The sequence below is a fragment of the Bradyrhizobium sp. CCGUVB4N genome (assembly GCF_024199945.1).
In the GTDB taxonomy this organism is placed as follows: domain Bacteria; phylum Pseudomonadota; class Alphaproteobacteria; order Rhizobiales; family Xanthobacteraceae; genus Bradyrhizobium.
Window position 1 is genome coordinate 1,695,191 of the sequence record NZ_JANADP010000001.1, and the last position, 17,519, is coordinate 1,712,709.

Sequence of the window (17,519 nt, forward strand, 5' to 3'; positions counted from 1 at the left end):
CGCTGGAGGACAAAATCCGAGAGCGTATGGGCGTCATGCCCGACCTCGCTCGAGCTCCCTCAACCGAATCAATCCATTCAGACCACATCGATATCGGAAAGGTCGAGAGGCGTGGCCTCCGCTCATGCCCGCCAACCGCCCGACTGGCAGCATAGTTTCGTTCCCGCCGCTCTCAGTGGCTGTGACTTCTCAAAACGCGTGAGAAATATGAACAATCAAATCTTGCAAAATGAAACCTTCGATGATGTCGGGTCGATCGCTACAAACGTTGGCGATGGCTTTACAATGGTGACAGTCGGAGACCTTATCGTCTCTCGGCGTCTGGCGGAAGGTCAGCACCCTGGGCTTGCCGACATTGTTAAGCTAATTCGGGAGTCAGATGTCGCGTTCGGCAACTTAGAAACGAACATTTTCGATATTCGGACGTTCGCCGGCGGGGGCCCGCTCCCCGAGTACACAGGCGGCGCGATTAGCAGCCTTCTGGAAGTGGCTCCCGATCTGAAATCCATTGGCTTTAATATTGTCAGCCGCGCGAACAACCATACGTTTGACTGGGGACTCGAAGGCATGCGCGAAACCAGCCGCATGCTCGACCGGCACGGAATCGTTCATGCGGGCGTAGGTGAGAATTTGGCGCATGCCGCCGCGCCCCGCTTTCTAGAAACTCCGCGTGGCCGAGCAGCGCTAGTGTCGTTCGCTTCAACATTCACGCCCTGGTCGCGCGCGGGTGACCCCGCCGGCGAGGCTCCCGGAAGACCCGGCCTCAACTCGCTGCGATTAAAGCGCAGCGTCGTCGTCCCTCCCGATATGCTCGAGTGTGTGAGGCGCATGCGCGAGGTGTTACCTCACCCCGAGTTTGACCTTGCGGACGCGAACGCGGCTGTTCTTGCCGGAGTGACGTTCAAAAGGGGCGACGAGGTTTGCTATAGCTATGAGCCAAACTCTTCAGACGCAGCACGAATCTTGCTTAATGTTCGGCAGGGTAAGCAGATTTCAGATTTCGTAATCGCTACGAACCACGATCACAGCCCGGGAAACTGGAGCGAGGAACCGCCGGATTATGCGCGATCATTTGCTTACAAGTTGATCGATGCCGGCGCGGATGCTCATGTCATCCATGGGCCCCATCGGTTGCGAGGCATTGAAATCTATAAGAATCGACCGATCTTCTATAGCCTTGGCAATTTCATTTTTGACTCGCTCCAAACACCATTGGGCGCCGACATGTTCGTCGCCTACGGCAAGGACCCGACTGTTGATACGGAAGCCGACCTGCAGGGCGCCACCATAAAGGACTTTGCAGACCCGGCATTCTACGAGAGCGTGGTAGCAATCAGCAAATTTCAGCAGAACCAGCTCGTTGAGTTGCTTCTTTACCCTGTCGAGCTTGGCTTCTCGAAGCGACTAGCGAACCGCGGCGTGCCTCGTCTTGCCCCACCGACACAAGCGAGAAGTATTCTAGAACGTCTACAGAAGCTTTCGTACCCTTTTGGGACGCACATCTCCATCGAGGACAACGTTGGAGTTATCAGAGTCAGGCCTATGACCGGTCTTTAGGGGACGGATGCCATTTGGGCGGTTTCGGATGCACAGGTTTGCATTGACGGCCACCGCAACCTTGCCCGTCGTCAACCGGTTCGCAGATCTCCACAACGAAATAGCGGGGTGGCGCCGCGATATCCACGCTAACCCCGAGCTCGGATACGATGTCTATCGCACGGCTGGAATGGTGACTGAGAGATTGAAGACCTTTGGCGCCGACGAGGTGGTCACTGGCATCGGCAAGACCGACGTGGTCGGCGTCATTATGGGTAAACGGACAGGCTCTGGACGTATCGTCGGCATGCGGGCCGACATGGATGCGCTTCCTATCATGGAAGCAACGGGGTTGCCGTTTGCCTCGAAGATCCAAGGCAAGATGCACGCCTGTGGCCATGACGGACATACGGCGATGCTCCTCGGCGCGGCCAAATATCTCTGCGAGACGCGCAACTTCGATGGCACGGCGGTCGTCATCTTCCAGCCAGCCGAGGAGCGCGGATACGGAGCCCGCGCTATGGTCAATGACGGTCTGATGGAGCGCTTCGGTATCCAAGAAGTCTATGGCATGCACAACATGCCGGGTTTTCCGGTCGGCAAATTCGCTATCCGTCCCGGATCGCTCCTCGCGGCAGGTGATGGGTTCACCACCGACATCGAAGGCTTTGGTGGGCATGCCGGGCGCCCTCACGACTGCATCGATACCACGCTCGTCGGGACCCAGGGCCAGGGCAGTGCTTAACTATGAGCGCGGCTGTCCGATCACGCGTAACTCAGAAGCTGAGACGACCTTCGCGGCCGATGTGGCTGTCGCGGTGGTGGGCGAGGGGCGCGTCAATTGCAACACGCCGCCGAGGCTCGGCTGCGAAGATTTCTGTTTTATGCTGAACGCCCGTCCTGGCGCTTTCATCTTCATTGGGAATGGCGACACGGCGGGGGTGTCACCATCCGCAGTTCAATTTCAACGATGAGGCTGTCCCATTTGGCTGCTCCTATTGGGCCAAGCTCACGGAGCGAGCTATGCCGGCCGGTTGACCTCAGGATTGAACCGACTTCCTGGTTAATCCTAAGCTCAAGGGTCGGATTTGCTGGCCGCGTCCGAGCGTATTCATCAGCAACACGGCTACAATTACGCTTGCGCGTTATCGGCTGTGGCGTTTTCGCCGGAGGAAATGAAAAAGTATGTAATGTATACACTCCGGATTGGGGATACTTGTCGACCCAACTACCTTCCTGGGTTAAGCGCTTTGAGACGGAAATCATTCCGCTCATAAAGTAGTCGCGCTAGAACACTTGGTTCTCTACCGGGGGCTCCGTATGGCTCACCCACGGCTCCCTCGTGGGTGAGCCGAGCTGCTTATTTCCTTTACGACAATTGGCACCGAACAGACAATCTCGCGTCGTTCTTACCGATGGGGGTCGCGCCGCTCGCGGTTGGGAAATGCGTGCCTCCGTTCAGAGACTTCGATTGGGTATCTCCTGCCTTGCTCGCACAGCGCTGGCCCTAGTCAGTCGAGAGTTGCGCGCTACCCCGTTGCATTTCGCAATTACCGGGCTCCGAAACAGGGCATCTTGAACTCTGTCGGCGCATCCCAGCGCTACTGTACGATGCGACACCTCGCGGACGATGCGAACGCGGCGCGCTTGGCACATATTGGAGCCGGTGCAAGCGTGATTTGGAGAAAACTGAAGGGCAGATGGCTGGTATGCACAAAGCGCGGTAGTTGTCGAAATTACGCGAAAGGCGGCCCTCAATCGCAGGAATAAATCGATAGTGGCCCCGGATCGCACGAATCGGCACTGAAAGTCTCGCTAAGCTTCAAATTGGTAAAAATTCGGTTAAACAGGATACGGAGCGCAGTATGATTGACCACGTACCCAACGTCCTGCAAGCGCTTGACGGCTCCGCAGTTGCTGTGCCCCAGCCGCCGCCCGACATGCCTCGGGCTCTTCAAGGACCTGGTACAGCGCGTCCTAATACGCGGCGCTTTGTTAAGAACGAAATTCTCGCACGAATATCTCTTCAAGATCTAGCGGCGATGGGAGAGTTCCTTGAACCGGTTGTCTTGCGAGAACACATGGTCTTGCAGGAGCCAAAAAAGCAGCTTGACCACATTTATTTCATAGAATCAGGTCTCGTCTCGCTGAGGATCGTTGCGGCGGGAGCCATTCTTGAAACGGCAGTGATCGGGAATCGCGGGGCGGTCGGCGCTTCACTGTTAGTGGGAGGGCATCTGCCAACGCACCAGTGCGTCATGCTCGTCCCCGGGAGCGCTCACAGGATTCGTGTCGAGGATTTGCGGCACGTGATGCGCGAGCGCCCCGGAATCCGAGAAAATGTTTCTGCATTCGTTCAGGCACTGAGCATGCATTGCGCTCAGACAGGATTATGCGGTGTCCGACACGATCGCGAAAAACGGCTCGCGTGCTGGCTCTGTTTGGCGAGCGATGCTCTTGCTGCGGACGTGCTTCCGGTTACGCACGATTATCTGTCATCTCTATTGGGATTGCGCCGTCCTGGGGTGACGGAGACGTTAATCCGGTTCGAAGAACAGGGACTAATTCACAAGACGCGCGGCTTGTTGCGTATCGAGGAACGAACGTTCCTTGAGCAGAAGGCATGCAGTTGTTACAAGCTGATCTCAGGAGCTTATCTCTCAAACGAGCCCGCTGTTTGCACCATGGATCTAGCGGGGTAACGGCGCCCGCTATGCGTGTGGCTGAGGCGAAAGCAGGTGCTCGGGAGCGCCACCCGACCGGTCATTATCTCCTGCCCGGGTGGCGAGCCGGACTTGCACATCCTGAACTGCGATAGATCGATGTTGCATGTGAGGGCTTCCTAAGCGAAGCAAGAGATCGGTGCCCAGTTCTTCTTCCCGCAGTACGAATGGACGCAACGAGTTGAACAGAATAGGCGGCCGTCGATTTTCAGTTAATATCCCAACTGAGCGTGCGTCTGTACGGACGGGATCATCCTGGGCGGCGGCGATCAGGGTGAGAACACGCATTGCCTCGCCTTAATTGTTACCGGATGCTGAGCCGTTGCCTCACGTAAATTGCTCCCTTGGATCGGGAACGAGCGGGGGCGAAGATGGGGTGGCTAAGCATGGCGACGCGGAAGGAGCTGGGCGTCAGCGTCGCCGCGCCAATCGCCCGCGTGATCCGCATCCGCGCTCGGGTCGCAAACTCAATCTCGATCGCACCTCGGGTGGCAGCCGGCAATTGCCATCGCCGGCTCTGCTTCCGGAAACCTCGGCTCTTGGTGAATCCACTGGGGTGCTTGGCGCCGACCTCACCGTGTCGTGTGGCCAGGATCTGGTAGGGTCCCTTTAAACTCTCAACGACGATCGCCGCTTCTCATCTTCGGACCAACGCCAACCGCTCGACTAATCTGAGCGTCACAAAAAAGCATTCTTATCCAAAGGGAATTCACAGCGGCCTAGGCGCCCAAGCGGCTTAGTGCGGAGGCGTATTACGCGTGCCTCCGTGTATCGAGGAATGACGTTCATTTGCGCGCAATGAGCGGAAGCTGTTGTGATCTTCCCCCAAAAAAGTGGACAGGGTTAAGCTGCTTTTAGCTCCATCTGGATCGGAGCGGTATATCCGATCGCGGAATGGAGCCGGGTTCGATTGTAGAATCCCTCGATGAAGGCGAAGATATCGCGCTGGGCCTCGGTGCGGGTCTTGTATTGACGATGATGAACGAGCTCTATGAACCCTTCACAGATTCGGAGGGCAACCTCGGCTCGCGGCCTGTTTATCGTGACGGCCAACCGGTCGAGAGCCGGCAGGCGGTCGCCCGCCGCGACCGTCTGATCGAGAAGCTTGCCTCGCTCCCTGCGGTCCCTGGAGCGCTGGACCAAGTCGTCCAGCGCTTCGGTACCGACTTGGTCGCCGAAGTAACCGGTCGCTCGCGCCGCATCGTTCGCAAGGGCGACCGGCTGGTGATCGAAAACCGAGCCGGCTCGGCCAACCTCGCAGAGACCTCGGCTTTCATGGACGACCTCAAGCGGATCCTAGTGTTCTCCGACGCCGGCGGCACCGGTAGGAGCTACCATGCCGAACGGTCGGCTCGGAATCGCCGCTTGCGGGTCCACTATCTGCTCGAGCCCGGCTGGAAGGCCGATGCCGCTATCCAGGGCCTCGGCCGCACGAACCGGACCAACCAGGTGCAGCCCCTGTTTCGTCCCATAGCGACCGACGTGAAGGCCGAGAAGCGCTTTCTCAGCACTATTGCCCGCAGGCTCGACACGTTGGGAGCCATCACGCGCGGCCAGCGCCAGACCGGAGGGCAGGGCCTGTTCCGGCCCGAGGACAATCTCGAGAGCCAGTATGGGCGTGACGCATTGCGTCAACTCTACACGCTGCTTGCGCGCGGCAAGGTCGACGGCTGCTCGCTCGAGAGGTTCGAGGATGCAACCGCCCTGAAGCTGACCGACACCAACGGGCTCAGGGATGACCTGCCGCCGATCACGACCTTCCTGAACCGGTTGCTGGCGCTCACGATCGAGCTTCAGAACATCCTGTTCACCGTCTTCGAGCAGCTATTGATTGCTCGGATCGAGGGCACCGTCGCATCGGGCACCTACGACATCGGGCTGGAAACGCTCCGCGCCGAAAGCTTTGTCGTCACGGACCGGAGGACGATTTATGCGCATCCGGGCACTGGCGCGGAGACCCGGCTTCTCACGATTACCCAGAGCCTGCGCAACCATCCTGTGGGGCTGGATGACGCCCTCGCTCGTCATTCCGATCGTCATGCTGTCCTGCTGATCAATGAGCGCTCCGGGCGATCCGCCGTTCAGGTGCCGGCGGCGAGCTTCATGCTCGACGACGGCGAGATCGAACGGCGCGTCCGCCTGATCCGGCCGATGGAGCAGCACAGCGTCTCCCTCAACATGATGGCGGAAAGCCATTGGGTCGAAACGGATCGAGAGCGTTTTGCCGCAGCCTGGCTGGCGGAGCTCGCCGAGGTACCCGAGTTCACCGAGAGTACGATCCACATTGTAGCGGGCCTGCTGTTGCCCATCTGGAAGCGACTGCCGAACGAATCCACCCGCGTCTATCGGCTCCAGACAGACGCAGGCGAACGGATCATCGGCCGCAAGGTCTCGGCTACCTGGGTTGCGAACGTCCTTGCGGCGGACGCGCCGGTGTTGACCCCGGATGCCGCCTTTGTCGCGCTGGTGGAGCGACGGACAGTCCTCGACCTTGCCGAGGATCTCCAGCTTCGCCGTGTTCGGGTGATGGGCGCATACCGCATCGAACTGTCTGGGTTCAACGACATGATGCGCGACCGACTACGGGCTTACGGTCTCTTTGGAGAGATTATCTCCTGGAAGCTGCGCATGTTCGTGCCGACGGACGCAAACGGCGTCGAGATCCTGTCGAAGGTGCTCGAGTGCTATCCGGTCGCGCGCATCAGTGAGCGGGATGCCGCGTGATGTCTCGCGATGCCTCCGAGCTGGCCCGCGGCCTCGCGCGCGAGGCCGAGGCAGTGTGCCGATACTATCTTTCCAATGGTAAGCGGGCGGGTCGATATTGGGTGGTCGGCGACGTCCACAACACCCCGGGCCGCTCGATGGTCGTGCGGCTCCAGGAATCGCTGAAAGGGCCTGCCGGCAAGTGGACGGACGCTGCGACCGGCGAGCATGGCGACCTCCTCGACATCATCCGCGAATGCCGGGGTTTGCGTGACTTCCGCCAAGTCGCCGAGGAGGCGAGACGCTTTCTCAAGCTACCTCGTACCGAACGGGAGTCCGCATCGAAACCCGAACGACTAGCGGTGCCAACCGGATCGCAACAAGCTGCCCGTCGGCTCTTTGCGATATCCAGCCCGATCGAGGGGACCGTGGTCGAGACATATCTGCAGCGTCACGGAATAACCCATGTGCACCATGACGGCAGCCTGCGCTTTCACCCACACTGCTACTATCGACCGGACGAGCACTTGCCGACTGAGACCTGGCCGGCGATGGTCGCTCGCGTCACCGACCTCGATGGACGGATCACGGGCGTCCACCGCACCTGGCTCGACCCGGACGGTTTCGATCGCGTACGGCTTGGCAAGGCTCCAATCGACACACCACGACGAGCGATGGGCGATCTTCTTGGCAATGCCGTTCGCTTCGGCGTGGTGGACGACGTGCTCGCTGCCGGCGAGGGTATCGAAACCATGCTGTCGCTACGCTACGTGCTGCCGACTATGCCGATGGCAGCTGCGCTTTCTGCCAATCACCTCTCAGCCCTGTTGCTCCCGTCGAGCCTGCGCCGGCTCTACATCGCCCGCGATGCCGATGCCGCCGGGGATGCGGTTCAGGCAGTTCTGACTCAGCGTGCAACAGACGCCGGTATTGAAGCGATTCCGTTGTCGCCTCGGCTGGGCGACTTTAACGAAGATCTGCACATATTCGGTCTCGATGCCCTCCGAGCAGCGTTGCGGCTTCAGCTCGTGCCGGAGGACGTCGTTCGCTTCCTGCATTCGTCGATGGTGGTCGCGGAATAGCTCCCGGTGTTCGATCGACGTTGATAGGTCGGTCATAGGCGAGGCCAATGCCGGAAGAGAACGCGACCACGGCCTTCTAGAGGGCGATCGGACGGCAAGCGGCCCGGGCCGGCAATGGCTGCGGCCGGCTATTTTCCGCCGCGCGCCGGCGATGTGAAGACACATCATAGGTTTGGCCAGCGCGCTTTGCATCGCGAAGCAAAATAGCCGTCCTTCGCCATCCTCCGCTGCCGCTTCGGCCCTTTCGGGTTCTGGCCCGTTCCGCCCGCCGTCTGAGTGATCGCCACGAAGGCCGCGATGGGCGCGGTCAATCCGGCAGAGGACCTTCTTCCATGACCGACCGTGACGACATCGAACCACCGCACACCACATCTTCAACCGACCACGTCCTTAGCGAACTGCAGCTCTTTGGCTACCGTCCATTGGACGATGAACCGGATCCAAAACCGCTTCCCGAGCCCAGGGTGCAAGGCTCATCGGGACCTATGATAGCCAGGTCGCGTTTGGGCAGTCGCGCGTGCTCCTGGTCTGGACGCGCCTCATCATGCCGAATGGGAGGTCGATCGTCTTGGAGCGGCAGCCCGGTGCAGATACGGCAGGCTACTCCGGTCTTGAGGACGAGGTCGACAACCATTGGAAGGAGCTGTTGGGAGCAGCCGCTTTGTCGACGCTGCTCTCCGTTGGCACCGAGGTGAACTCGGGAGCGGATTCGGGTAGCGCCAACAGCGATCTGATCGCGGCGCTCCGCCGTGGAGCAGGGGATTCGATCAATCAGACTGGCCAGCAGGTGGTCCGCCGCAATCTCAACATCCAGCCGACGTTGACGATCCGCCCGGGATTTCCGGTGCGGGTGATCGTCAATCGCGACCTGGTGCTCGAGCCCTACAGAGGATGAGGACGATGCCAAAGCTTAAACTCGGAGCAATCGAAGACGATAAGCCTGTCAAGGTGGCTCACGAACTACCGGCGAGCGTGCACAGAGATCTCGTGGCCTACAGCGAAATTCTCGCACAAGAGAGCGGTCAGCCGATCCAGGATCCGAGCAAGTTGATCGCCCCGATGTTGGCGCGGTTCATGGCGGCAGACAGAAACTTTCGGAAGGCTCGCCGGGCACGTCAATGTCCGAGCGAAGGCGAGGGGTAACGCATAGAAAATCAGCTTCAGGAGAAGTCGAGCCGGCTTGGGTACGCGATCCTCGCGCAAGCCCGATAGGCCAGGCAGAAGAAATTGGCTCACTTGCCACGTTTGAGCACCACCTTTCTTCATGCAAATCGGCTCTTTTATGCTGCCGCGGCTGGCACGATGGTCATAAGTGAGGCCAGGGTTGAACCGAGGAGCCTCCAGCTGAAGCCCCACGCTTGCCGTTCGGGACCATCCTTGGTCCCTGGCTAGCTTCAGAATGCGATCATTATTACGACGCATTGGCGGGGCGCGTGCTGCGTCTTTCGCGCCAGGTCTCGCCGAAACATTCTGCTCGTCGGAGACCAGCAGGATTCACAAGCTCATTGCAGAATTTCGGCGCCCTGTATTACTTCTTCGCGCTAATTAGGCGCTAATCTAGCTTTAGGATTTGTTCCAGAGGCTGAGCGACCGAGGTTGCATCCAGTCAAAGTCCAAATTACTGGGCTTTGCGCACGCTACCGCAACGGCTCACCTGGGGAAAAGCTCTCGTAATAGGTGTTTCTCGAATGACCACAGTTCTGATCACGGGTGCGAACCGCGGCATCGGCCTTGCGCTCGCGCAGCAATATGCGACCGACGGGGCCGAGGTGATTGCCTGCTGCCGTGAACCGGCAACGGCTGAAGCGCTAAGCGCCCTAGCAGAGGCGCGCGGCGGTAGCATTCGGATTATTCAGCTCGAAGTGGCCGACGAGGCCTCGATCGCATCCATGAAGCGGGCGATCGGCGATCAGCCGATTGACATCCTCATCAACAATGCGGGGATCAACGGCACCCCCAAGCCCCAGTCGGCCGACAGCATCGACGCCGAGAGTTGGATGAAGACGATCCGCGTCAACGCTCTCGGCCCGATACTCATTGCCCAAGCTTTGCGGGACAATTTGAGGCGCGGTTCTGAAAAGAAGATTGTGGCGATCAGCAGTGTTTATGGGTCGACTACAAAAGACTATGGTGCCGGCTACCCGAGCAGCCTTGACCGGTATGCATACCGGGCTTCGAAGGCGGCACTCAACAACGGCATGCGAGGGCTCGCTCGCGACTGGGCGGAGGACGGCGTCCTGGTGGGTATTTTGGATCCAGGATTCGTGCGGACGGACATGCCCGGTGAACTTGCCCGCAATTCCTCACAATCGATTTCGGCCGACGAGAGTGCGCGCGGCCTGAAGCAACGCATCGCCGAGCTCACACCAGCTACCAGCGGCACCTTCCAGCGCTTCTGGGGGGAAGCAATCCCTTGGTAATCCCCGCGTGAGAACTGCAGCACGTGTGTCGGTGCAATACTTTCATGCTCGAACATGCCAGGCGCCGCATGTGAATTGCCATAAGCTTCCCGGGCAGCAGCTGGCGCTTGGCCGGCCGAGGGCCTTGCACAGGCGCGCGTGGTAAGATGCGCGAGCCCGGAAGGCCGCTGCTGCCGACTGCTACTGTGCAAAAGTAATCGGCCTGACGATCGCATCGCCTAGTGAAACAACACGCTGGACCGGCGGTATGCTAGCCAGGGCCCGGTAAGCCTTGGGTGGTCGCCGCTTCATGACGATACAAGACCTGGACTCCTAATCTTTTCAGCTACGCGATGATGGAAAGCCTGCATGCCAAATGAAATTCAGCGCCTACAAACCGGCGGCCGAATGAGCAAAGTAGTGATTGCGAATGGAGTTGTCTATCTGGCTGGCCAGGTGTCCGACACCGAGTATGCGCCGATTGAGCAGCAAACGAACGAGACCCTCGCTAAAATAGACAAGCTACTTGCTTTGGCGGGGATCGATAAAACGCGCCTGCTTACTGCCATGGTGTGGCTCAGTGACGCACGCCACATCGACGACTTTAATAAAGTTTGGGATGCATGGGTTCCAGTGGGTGAAGCTCCTGCTCGTGCTTGCGTGCAGTCTCGGCTTGCACACGACGGATATGACGTCGAAATCGCTGTCACGGCGCTCGGGCACTGACCGCCCAAGCTGGCGACGTTCAAGCTCAATACGATAATGCTCGGCCTAGCATCGTGGTGTGTCTGTGGCGGCGCGCCTGTGGGGCGGCGGCACAGTGGCGCTGGTGGATCGCCATCTTCCGGGTAGCGAAAACCCCGCCGGATGTCGGATTGATCGAGCGCGACGGTAGAATTGTGATTCATCTCCCCGCTCCGTCGCTAAGTTACGCCGTCAGGAGAAGATCGTGCACCACGCCTGCGCCATCGCAGGTCTGTGCTGGTTAAGAACGCATTCTTTGCGTCTAGGGCTTAGATATCACCGCGCGGGATCGCGCAGCAAACGCGAGCCTAGTCGTGCATTGCGTGAGCGAGCATCGGCGCTCGCGTTTTCAATTGCTTCGGCGTGAATGTTGGGCCAATGTTTCGCGAGCGCGCGCCTACCGAGATCAAGAGCTGTGGCTTGCAGAACGTCTGCATTCGGCTGCACATTCCGAGCCAGGATAAGCTTAATGCTGGCGCCATTTTGAGATCCAGATTGCAGGCCGGCTGAACCGGTTTCAATCGACAACTCCGCTGCAGACTTCGGCTGCCATTTCAAAGCCCGCCAAGGCTTGCCTTGGATTGCAAGGGCACGACAACCTTGCGCTACAGTACGGGATAGTACCGTTGGAGCGCTCGGTCTCAACTGGTGCACAAGGGCGAGTGGAACGAGAGTTTGCAAGGCCGGAGTCGAGCGAGCCGGATTCCTGCGTGGTGCCCAAAAATTTGCTGAATTTATGCGTGATTTGGCCTCGTGTTTCGCAGGCTTGCGCTGCTCTTAGGATTAGAAAAGATCATCCAAGCAGGGAGAGTTGCAAATGAAGGTCGGTGTTCCGAAGGAAATCAAGACGCATGAATATCGCGTGGGTCTCACACCTGGAGCCGTCCGGGAATACGTGGCTGCTGGCCACAGCGTGATCGTCGAAACCAATGCGGGCGCCGGTATTGGGGCAACGGACGACAATTATCGCAAAGCCGGCGCCACGGTTGTGGATTCCGCTCGCGACGTGTTCGCGTCCAGTGAAATGATCGTGAAGGTCAAGGAGCCCCAGCCTTCCGAGTGGGTGCAGCTGAGAGAAAACCAGATCCTCTTCACCTATCTACACTTGGCTCCGGACCCGGAGCAGGCAAAGGGGCTGCTGAAGTCTGGATGCACGGCAATCGCCTACGAGACCGTGACTGATGCACATGGTGGCCTTCCGCTGCTTGCGCCGATGAGCGAGGTGGCGGGCAGGCTTGCGATCGAGGCTGCCGGTACTGCCCTCAAGAGATATACAGGAGGGCGCGGTTTGCTGATCGGTGGCGTGCCTGGTGTTCAGCCTGCCCGTATCGTGGTGATCGGAGGCGGCGTTGTTGGCACGCATGCGGCGCGAATGGCGGCCGGGTTGGGCGCCGAGGTCACCATCATTGACCGCTATCTACCTCGTCTTCGCGAGCTCGACGAACTGTTCGGAGGACGCGTTCGTACAAGGTTCTCGACAATCGATGCTGTTGAGGAGGAGGTATTTGCGGCCGACGTTGTCTTCGGTGCCGTGCTGGTGCCCGGAGCGAGCGCGCCGAAACTTGTTAGCCGTGGCATGTTGAGCTCGATGCGCAGAGGCTCGGTGATCGTTGACGTGGCGATTGACCAAGGAGGCTGCTTTGAGACCTCGCGGGCGACCACGCACGCTGATCCAACTTACGAGGTGGACGGCGTCATCCATTACTGCGTGGCCAATATGCCGGGAGCTGTCCCGCTGACCTCGAGCCAGGCGTTGAATAACGCCACGCTGCCATTTGGCCTGGCTCTCGCTAACAAGGGATTCTCGGCCGTGCTCGAAAATCCGCATCTGCGCGCAGGCCTCAATGTCTATCGGGGTCGGCTAACCTACAAGGCGGTAGCGGAGAGCCTCGGCTTGCCGTTCTCGCCGATCGAACAGGCTGCAGCCTAACTGAAGCGGTCCCTTCGGGCGGCTCCCCGACTTTGGGCCACTCCTTTGGAGTGGCCCTTTTTTGATCGCTGAAAATTCCCATTCCGGAGAACGCCTGGATGTCAGACCTGCCGCTCACGGGCATCAAGATCCTCGACCTCACGCGCGTGCTCGCCGGGCCCCTGTCGGCCCAGATGCTCGGCGATCTCGGTGCGGAGGTGATCAAGATCGAGCGGCCGGGCACCGGCGACGACGCGCGCGCCTTCGGCCCGCCCTACCTGACCGATCCCGAGGGCAAGGCCAACAACAACAATTCGTTCTACCTTTGCGCCAACCGCAACAAGAAGTCGGTCACCGTCAACATCGCCAAGCCCGAGGGGCAGGAGATCATCCGGCAGCTCGCGAAAGACGTCGACGTCTTCATGGAGAACTATAAGGTCGGCGATCTCAAGCGCTACGGGCTCGACTATGAGACGATCAAGGCGATCAATCCCGGCATCATCTATTGCTCGGTGACCGGTTTCGGTCAGACCGGCCCTTACGCGCCGCGCGCGGGCTATGACGCGATCCTCCAGGCGATGGGCGGCCTGATGAGCGTCACCGGCCATATCGACGGCGAGCCCGGCGAGGGCCCGATGAAGGTCGGTCCGTCGATCGTCGACTACATGACCGGCATGAACACCTCGATCGGGCTTCTCTCGGCGCTCTACCATCGCGACGCCAATGGCGGGCAAGGTCAGCACATCGACGTCTGCCTGTTCGATACCGTCATCGCATCGTTGTCGCACTGGCTACAGATCTACCTGGTCAACGGCAAGACGCCGCCGCGCCGCGGCACTTGGGGCAATGGTGGCATGCCGGCCGGTGTCTTCCGCTGCACCGACGGCGAACTGATGCTGGTGGTCGGCAATGACGGCCAGTTCCAGCGCACCTGCGCCGTGCTCGGCGAGCCCGAGCTCGCCAACGACAAGCGCTTCATCAAGAACAACGACCGGGTCGTGCACGGCAAGGAGATCATGGCGATCTTCGCTGGCCTGTTCCTGAAGAAACCGGTGGCCTACTGGCTGGAAAAGCTGGAGGAAGCCGGCGTGCCGTCAGGTCCGATCAACAATTTCGAGCAGGTGTTTAGCGATCCTCACGTCCAGTCGCGCGGCATGCGGGTGAAGGTCAACCATCGCTTCGAGCCCGACCTGTCGCTGATCCGCAACGCGCTGACCTTCTCAGAGACGCCCGTCACGGAGTATCGCGCGCCGCCGCTGCTAGGTGAGCATACCCGGGAGATCCTCTCCGGAGCGCTCGGTTATGACGATGCAAAGATCACGATACTGAAGCAAGCGGGCGTGATCTGAAAGGTATCGGGCGGTTTCTTTGCTCGCCAGCGAGTCAACTTGCGGACCCATCAGGCAGGCCCAAGTGAGGACGGGAAGAAAGGACTCGCTCAAGAAGGTGCTGTCTCCAGGATTAACGCGTGCGCCCTGGAGTTCCGCCGGGCGGAGGCGAGGGCGACCGTGGCTAGCGGCCGCTACCGTTCTTTGATGAGAAACGCGTCCTCGAGGGGCGCTGAATTTCGCTGCGCGAGATTGGAAGATAGGCAGCAAGAAGAAGGAGCGCTACGGTGGCGGACGGCGTCAAAGACGAAGAGTTTTCAGGCACGCGGCCGGTGGAGGAGCGGCACCGCGTCGACGAGGTCAAACTCGCCCGCTGGATGGCGGAGCACATCGAGGGTCATGCGGGCCCGTTGACCGTGCTGCAGTTCAAAGGCGGCCAGTCAAACCCTACCTATCGCCTTGATACGCCCACGCGCTCCTATGTGATGCGGCGCAAGCCATTCGGCAAACTGCTCCCGTCGGCGCATGCAGTGGATCGCGAGTTCCGAATCATCTCCGCACTCCGCAAGCAGGGCTTTCCCACTGCGCATGCTTATGCACTCTGCACCGACGAAAATACTATCGGCGCCGCCTTCTATGTCATGTCGATGGAAGAGGGGCGAGTGTTCTGGGATCCTAAGCTGCCAAGCCAGCCAGCCGAGGTGCGGCCGAAGATCTTCCGCAGTAAAATCCAAAGCTTGGCGAAACTGCACCTGTACGATCCCGAAAAGATCGGGCTCGGCGACTTCGGAAGGCCGGGTAATTACTTTGCGCGCCAGGTCGACCGCTGGTCGAAGCAATACCGCGCATCCGAGACGCAACATGTTCCCGAGGTCGAGAAGCTGATCGAGTGGCTGCCGAGGACCTTACCCGAGCAAAACCGAGTTTCAATCGTCCATGGCGACTATCGCCTGGACAATATGATCTTTCATCCGAACGAGCCGCGGGTGCGCGCTGTCCTCGACTGGGAGTTGTCGACAGTTGGTGATCCAATGGCCGATTTCACCTACTTGCTGATGCAGTGGATCATGCCAGGGCTGCAGGGTGCGGATTTGAACGCGCTTAACATTCCAACCATGGAAGAAGCCGCGGATATCTATTGCGATTACACCGGCACGGCGCTGCCGGATCTTAATTGGTACTTTTCCTACAACCTCTTCCGTCTCGTGGGCATCACGCAAGGTATCGCCGCCCGCATCCGCAACGGAACAGCGGCCAGCGCAAAGGCGATTGAATCCGCCAAGCGCACCGTGCCGCTTGCGAAAGCGTCCTGGATCTACGCGCAGAAGGCAGGGGCGGTGTAGCGAACTTTTGAAACTCAACTTGCTATCATGCAAGAACCCAGAGGCGATCGGTCCAAAGGGGGCGCTGAGCGGCGGCTTCACGTTTAGCAACCGCGTGCGCCGACAATGGCTGGTTGCGGTGGGACGCTGTGCCGCGACTTTGCAAAATATTTCAAATGACTTCGTTAAAGGGCATGGGATCCAGTCATTTTGCAGAATTCCTGCAATCTTGACGGTTTATTCGCGGCGTTCGTGCATCAACTTCGGATTATATTTCGATAACAGATGGACAACACTAGGGAGAAGCGGCCATGGCGCGCGCAAACCAAGCTTCATCGACTGCCCAAGTAAACCGCGATCGGTTGGACTGCGTGCAAGGTCAAATCGCTTTTGCTCGGCGGGCGCCCGATGAAAAGGCTCCCGCGGTTGTCGTGCCGAACTACGAAGCGTATCCCATGGTCACTCACGACGTGACCATTCGCAACGCGCGCCCGATCGTGGGAGAATTATCGCTCGACAGGGAAGGCTTCGCCCTGGTTGAGCACAAGACCTTCTGTGCAGACGTGCGTGACCCAGAGGTCATGGCCGAGAAATATCTCGACGAAATGGTGCCCTTCATCAAGAGCTACTTCAATGCGTCGTGGGTCATTCCACGTCGAAAGGGCATTCGTGTTCGCTCCTCGTCCGGAGCCGCCATTCCCAAGGCCGGCTGGAACTCGGTTTCCGGAGTAAGGGAACCGGCTGGCATCGCTCATATCGACTACGCACCCGTCGCATGTCCGATGCTCGCTGCGGCCGAGGACCAAGTGCAGGGGATTCCGATTCGAGCGTATTCTCGATTGATGCTGATTCAGGCGTGGCGCGCTCTTTCGCCGCCTCCGCAGGATATCCCGTTAGCATTGTGCGACTGCTCCACTGTTCAAGATACCGATGTTGCCGTGGTCGACTACAATACCGACACGAGCCGAAACGAGCCTGGCAGCTCGACCAAGGGCGCCGTGCTTCGCTTCAATCCCGCTCAGCGTTGGTACTATTTCCCGGAAATGACTCCGGACGAGCTCATTTTGTTCAAGGGCTATGATTCCGAGGAGCACTACAAGCCTCAGGCGCCTCACTCTGCGTTTGACGATCGCGCCGCATACCCCAATGCAAAGCCCCGTGAGAGTGTCGAGGCGCGCTTCTTCGTCTATTTCGAGTGAACGGCAAGATCGAGCCTACGGCCTAACCGATCTCCGAAAAGTAGTCGGGGGGGCGGCTTGCAGGTGCCAGGCGATCGATGCGCTTGGCACCTGCATTTTTATGGAGAATTCATTGCTGGCTAGCGGCGCCGGTTCATCATATTCAGTGCCGCACCCTGGAAGAACTGTGAGCGAATCCTGGATGACTGCTGCGGCGCTTTGAACGGGGCGAGGCGGACCAACTTGGCCTTGCTGCTGGGCGCGTTGGCAAGGAGAAGACGCGAGTCTTTCTCGAACAGGCGCGGGTACGCGCGAATCGCGGAGCGCTGCTAAACGTAATTGCGACCGCTCCAACCGCCGCTCACAGCCGCAGACACGTGTACGCAAACCAAGGCGAGTAGATCTTGCTCGCTACCAATTCTGCCTACGGCTGAGCCAAAATGGATTTGTAAGCAGGCCCCGGCTTCTCGAGGCGGCAGCTTGCTGACTACTCGCGGAAATATCCCGTCGAAAAGGCGCTTGATTTACGGATGCCGTTGCATGTTTTCTGCAATCTCCTGCAGATTTTCGCGGTCTTTGCGCATTGATATTGCGT

The 17,519-nt window shown here is 59.4% G+C and carries 10 protein-coding genes and 4 pseudogenes; 13 read left to right on the forward strand and 1 reads right to left on the reverse strand.

Features of this window, described 5'->3' with window-relative positions; all coding sequences use genetic code 11:
- Positions 1-207: 207 nt before the first annotated feature.
- The 3 genes and pseudogenes from NLM31_RS07655 to NLM31_RS07665 all read left to right on the forward strand — a co-directional run bounded on the left by NLM31_RS07655 (position 208) and on the right by NLM31_RS07665 (position 4,238).
- The gene (locus tag NLM31_RS07655) at positions 208-1,557 is read left to right on the forward strand and encodes a CapA family protein (protein ID WP_254191918.1); all 1,350 of its coding nucleotides are present in this window, start codon (positions 208-210) and stop codon (positions 1,555-1,557) included.
- Between the two features lie 61 nt (positions 1,558-1,618).
- Positions 1,619-2,574, forward strand: a pseudogene (locus NLM31_RS07660) (amidohydrolase).
- Positions 2,575-3,401: 827 nt separating this feature from the next.
- Entirely contained in the window at positions 3,402-4,238 is an 837-nt protein-coding gene (locus NLM31_RS07665) for a Crp/Fnr family transcriptional regulator (RefSeq protein WP_254191919.1), read from the forward strand.
- 864 nt (positions 4,239-5,102) lie between these two features.
- On the opposite strand, the pseudogene NLM31_RS07670 reads toward NLM31_RS07665, so the two are convergent.
- Positions 5,103-5,252, reverse strand: a pseudogene (locus NLM31_RS07670) (IS3 family transposase); the annotation flags it as partial.
- On the opposite strand from NLM31_RS07670, the pseudogene NLM31_RS07675 reads away from it, so the two are divergent.
- The 10 genes and pseudogenes from NLM31_RS07675 to NLM31_RS07720 form a co-directional block, all read left to right on the forward strand.
- A pseudogene (locus NLM31_RS07675) lies at positions 5,244-6,983 on the forward strand (strawberry notch C-terminal domain-containing protein); the annotation flags it as partial. The pseudogenes NLM31_RS07670 and NLM31_RS07675 sit on opposite strands and share 9 nt — an antisense overlap.
- Complete coding sequence (locus NLM31_RS07680; RefSeq protein WP_254191920.1) at positions 6,983-8,044, forward strand: toprim domain-containing protein; 1,062 nt, start codon at positions 6,983-6,985, stop codon at positions 8,042-8,044. The pseudogene NLM31_RS07675 and the gene NLM31_RS07680, both read left to right, overlap by 1 nt.
- Before the next feature lie 460 nt (positions 8,045-8,504).
- Positions 8,505-8,939: pseudogene (locus NLM31_RS07685) on the forward strand (TrbI/VirB10 family protein); the annotation flags it as partial.
- Between the two features lie 5 nt (positions 8,940-8,944).
- Positions 8,945-9,187 (forward strand): DUF2274 domain-containing protein, encoded by a 243-nt coding sequence (locus NLM31_RS07690; RefSeq protein ID WP_254191921.1) that lies wholly within the window; start codon positions 8,945-8,947, stop codon positions 9,185-9,187.
- A 545-nt stretch (positions 9,188-9,732) separates the two neighbouring features.
- Positions 9,733-10,464, forward strand: a complete 732-nt coding sequence (locus tag NLM31_RS07695; protein WP_254191922.1) for an SDR family oxidoreductase — start codon at positions 9,733-9,735, stop codon at positions 10,462-10,464.
- A gap of 348 nt (positions 10,465-10,812) precedes the next feature.
- Positions 10,813-11,169: a RidA family protein gene (locus NLM31_RS07700; RefSeq protein ID WP_254191923.1), complete on the forward strand. Its 357-nt coding sequence runs from the start codon at positions 10,813-10,815 to the stop codon at positions 11,167-11,169.
- An 835-nt stretch (positions 11,170-12,004) separates the two neighbouring features.
- A complete protein-coding gene (gene ald / locus NLM31_RS07705) occupies positions 12,005-13,117 on the forward strand; it encodes an alanine dehydrogenase (RefSeq protein WP_254191924.1) in 1,113 nt (370 codons plus the stop codon).
- Between the two features lie 98 nt (positions 13,118-13,215).
- Positions 13,216-14,445: a CaiB/BaiF CoA-transferase family protein gene (locus NLM31_RS07710; RefSeq protein WP_254191925.1), complete on the forward strand. Its 1,230-nt coding sequence runs from the start codon at positions 13,216-13,218 to the stop codon at positions 14,443-14,445.
- Between the two features lie 266 nt (positions 14,446-14,711).
- On the forward strand, positions 14,712-15,767 hold the full coding sequence (locus NLM31_RS07715) for a phosphotransferase (protein ID WP_254191926.1): 1,056 nt from the start codon (positions 14,712-14,714) through the stop codon (positions 15,765-15,767).
- Positions 15,768-16,057: 290 nt separating this feature from the next.
- Entirely contained in the window at positions 16,058-16,945 is an 888-nt protein-coding gene (locus NLM31_RS07720; protein WP_254191927.1) for a CmcJ/NvfI family oxidoreductase, read from the forward strand.
- Positions 16,946-17,519 lie beyond the last annotated feature (574 nt).

Coding starts and splice junctions, on each gene's coding strand:
- NLM31_RS07700 (WP_254191923.1), top strand. CDS start 10,813: ATGCCAAATGAAATTCAGCGCCTACAAACCGGCGGCCGAATGAGCAAA.
- NLM31_RS07690 (WP_254191921.1), top strand. CDS start 8,945: ATGCCAAAGCTTAAACTCGGAGCAATCGAAGACGATAAGCCTGTCAAG.
- NLM31_RS07655 (WP_254191918.1), top strand. CDS start 208: ATGAACAATCAAATCTTGCAAAATGAAACCTTCGATGATGTCGGGTCG.
- NLM31_RS07720 (WP_254191927.1), top strand. CDS start 16,058: ATGGCGCGCGCAAACCAAGCTTCATCGACTGCCCAAGTAAACCGCGAT.
- NLM31_RS07665 (WP_254191919.1), top strand. CDS start 3,402: ATGATTGACCACGTACCCAACGTCCTGCAAGCGCTTGACGGCTCCGCA.
- NLM31_RS07695 (WP_254191922.1), top strand. CDS start 9,733: ATGACCACAGTTCTGATCACGGGTGCGAACCGCGGCATCGGCCTTGCG.
- NLM31_RS07710 (WP_254191925.1), top strand. CDS start 13,216: ATGTCAGACCTGCCGCTCACGGGCATCAAGATCCTCGACCTCACGCGC.
- NLM31_RS07680 (WP_254191920.1), top strand. CDS start 6,983: ATGTCTCGCGATGCCTCCGAGCTGGCCCGCGGCCTCGCGCGCGAGGCC.
- ald (WP_254191924.1), top strand. CDS start 12,005: ATGAAGGTCGGTGTTCCGAAGGAAATCAAGACGCATGAATATCGCGTG.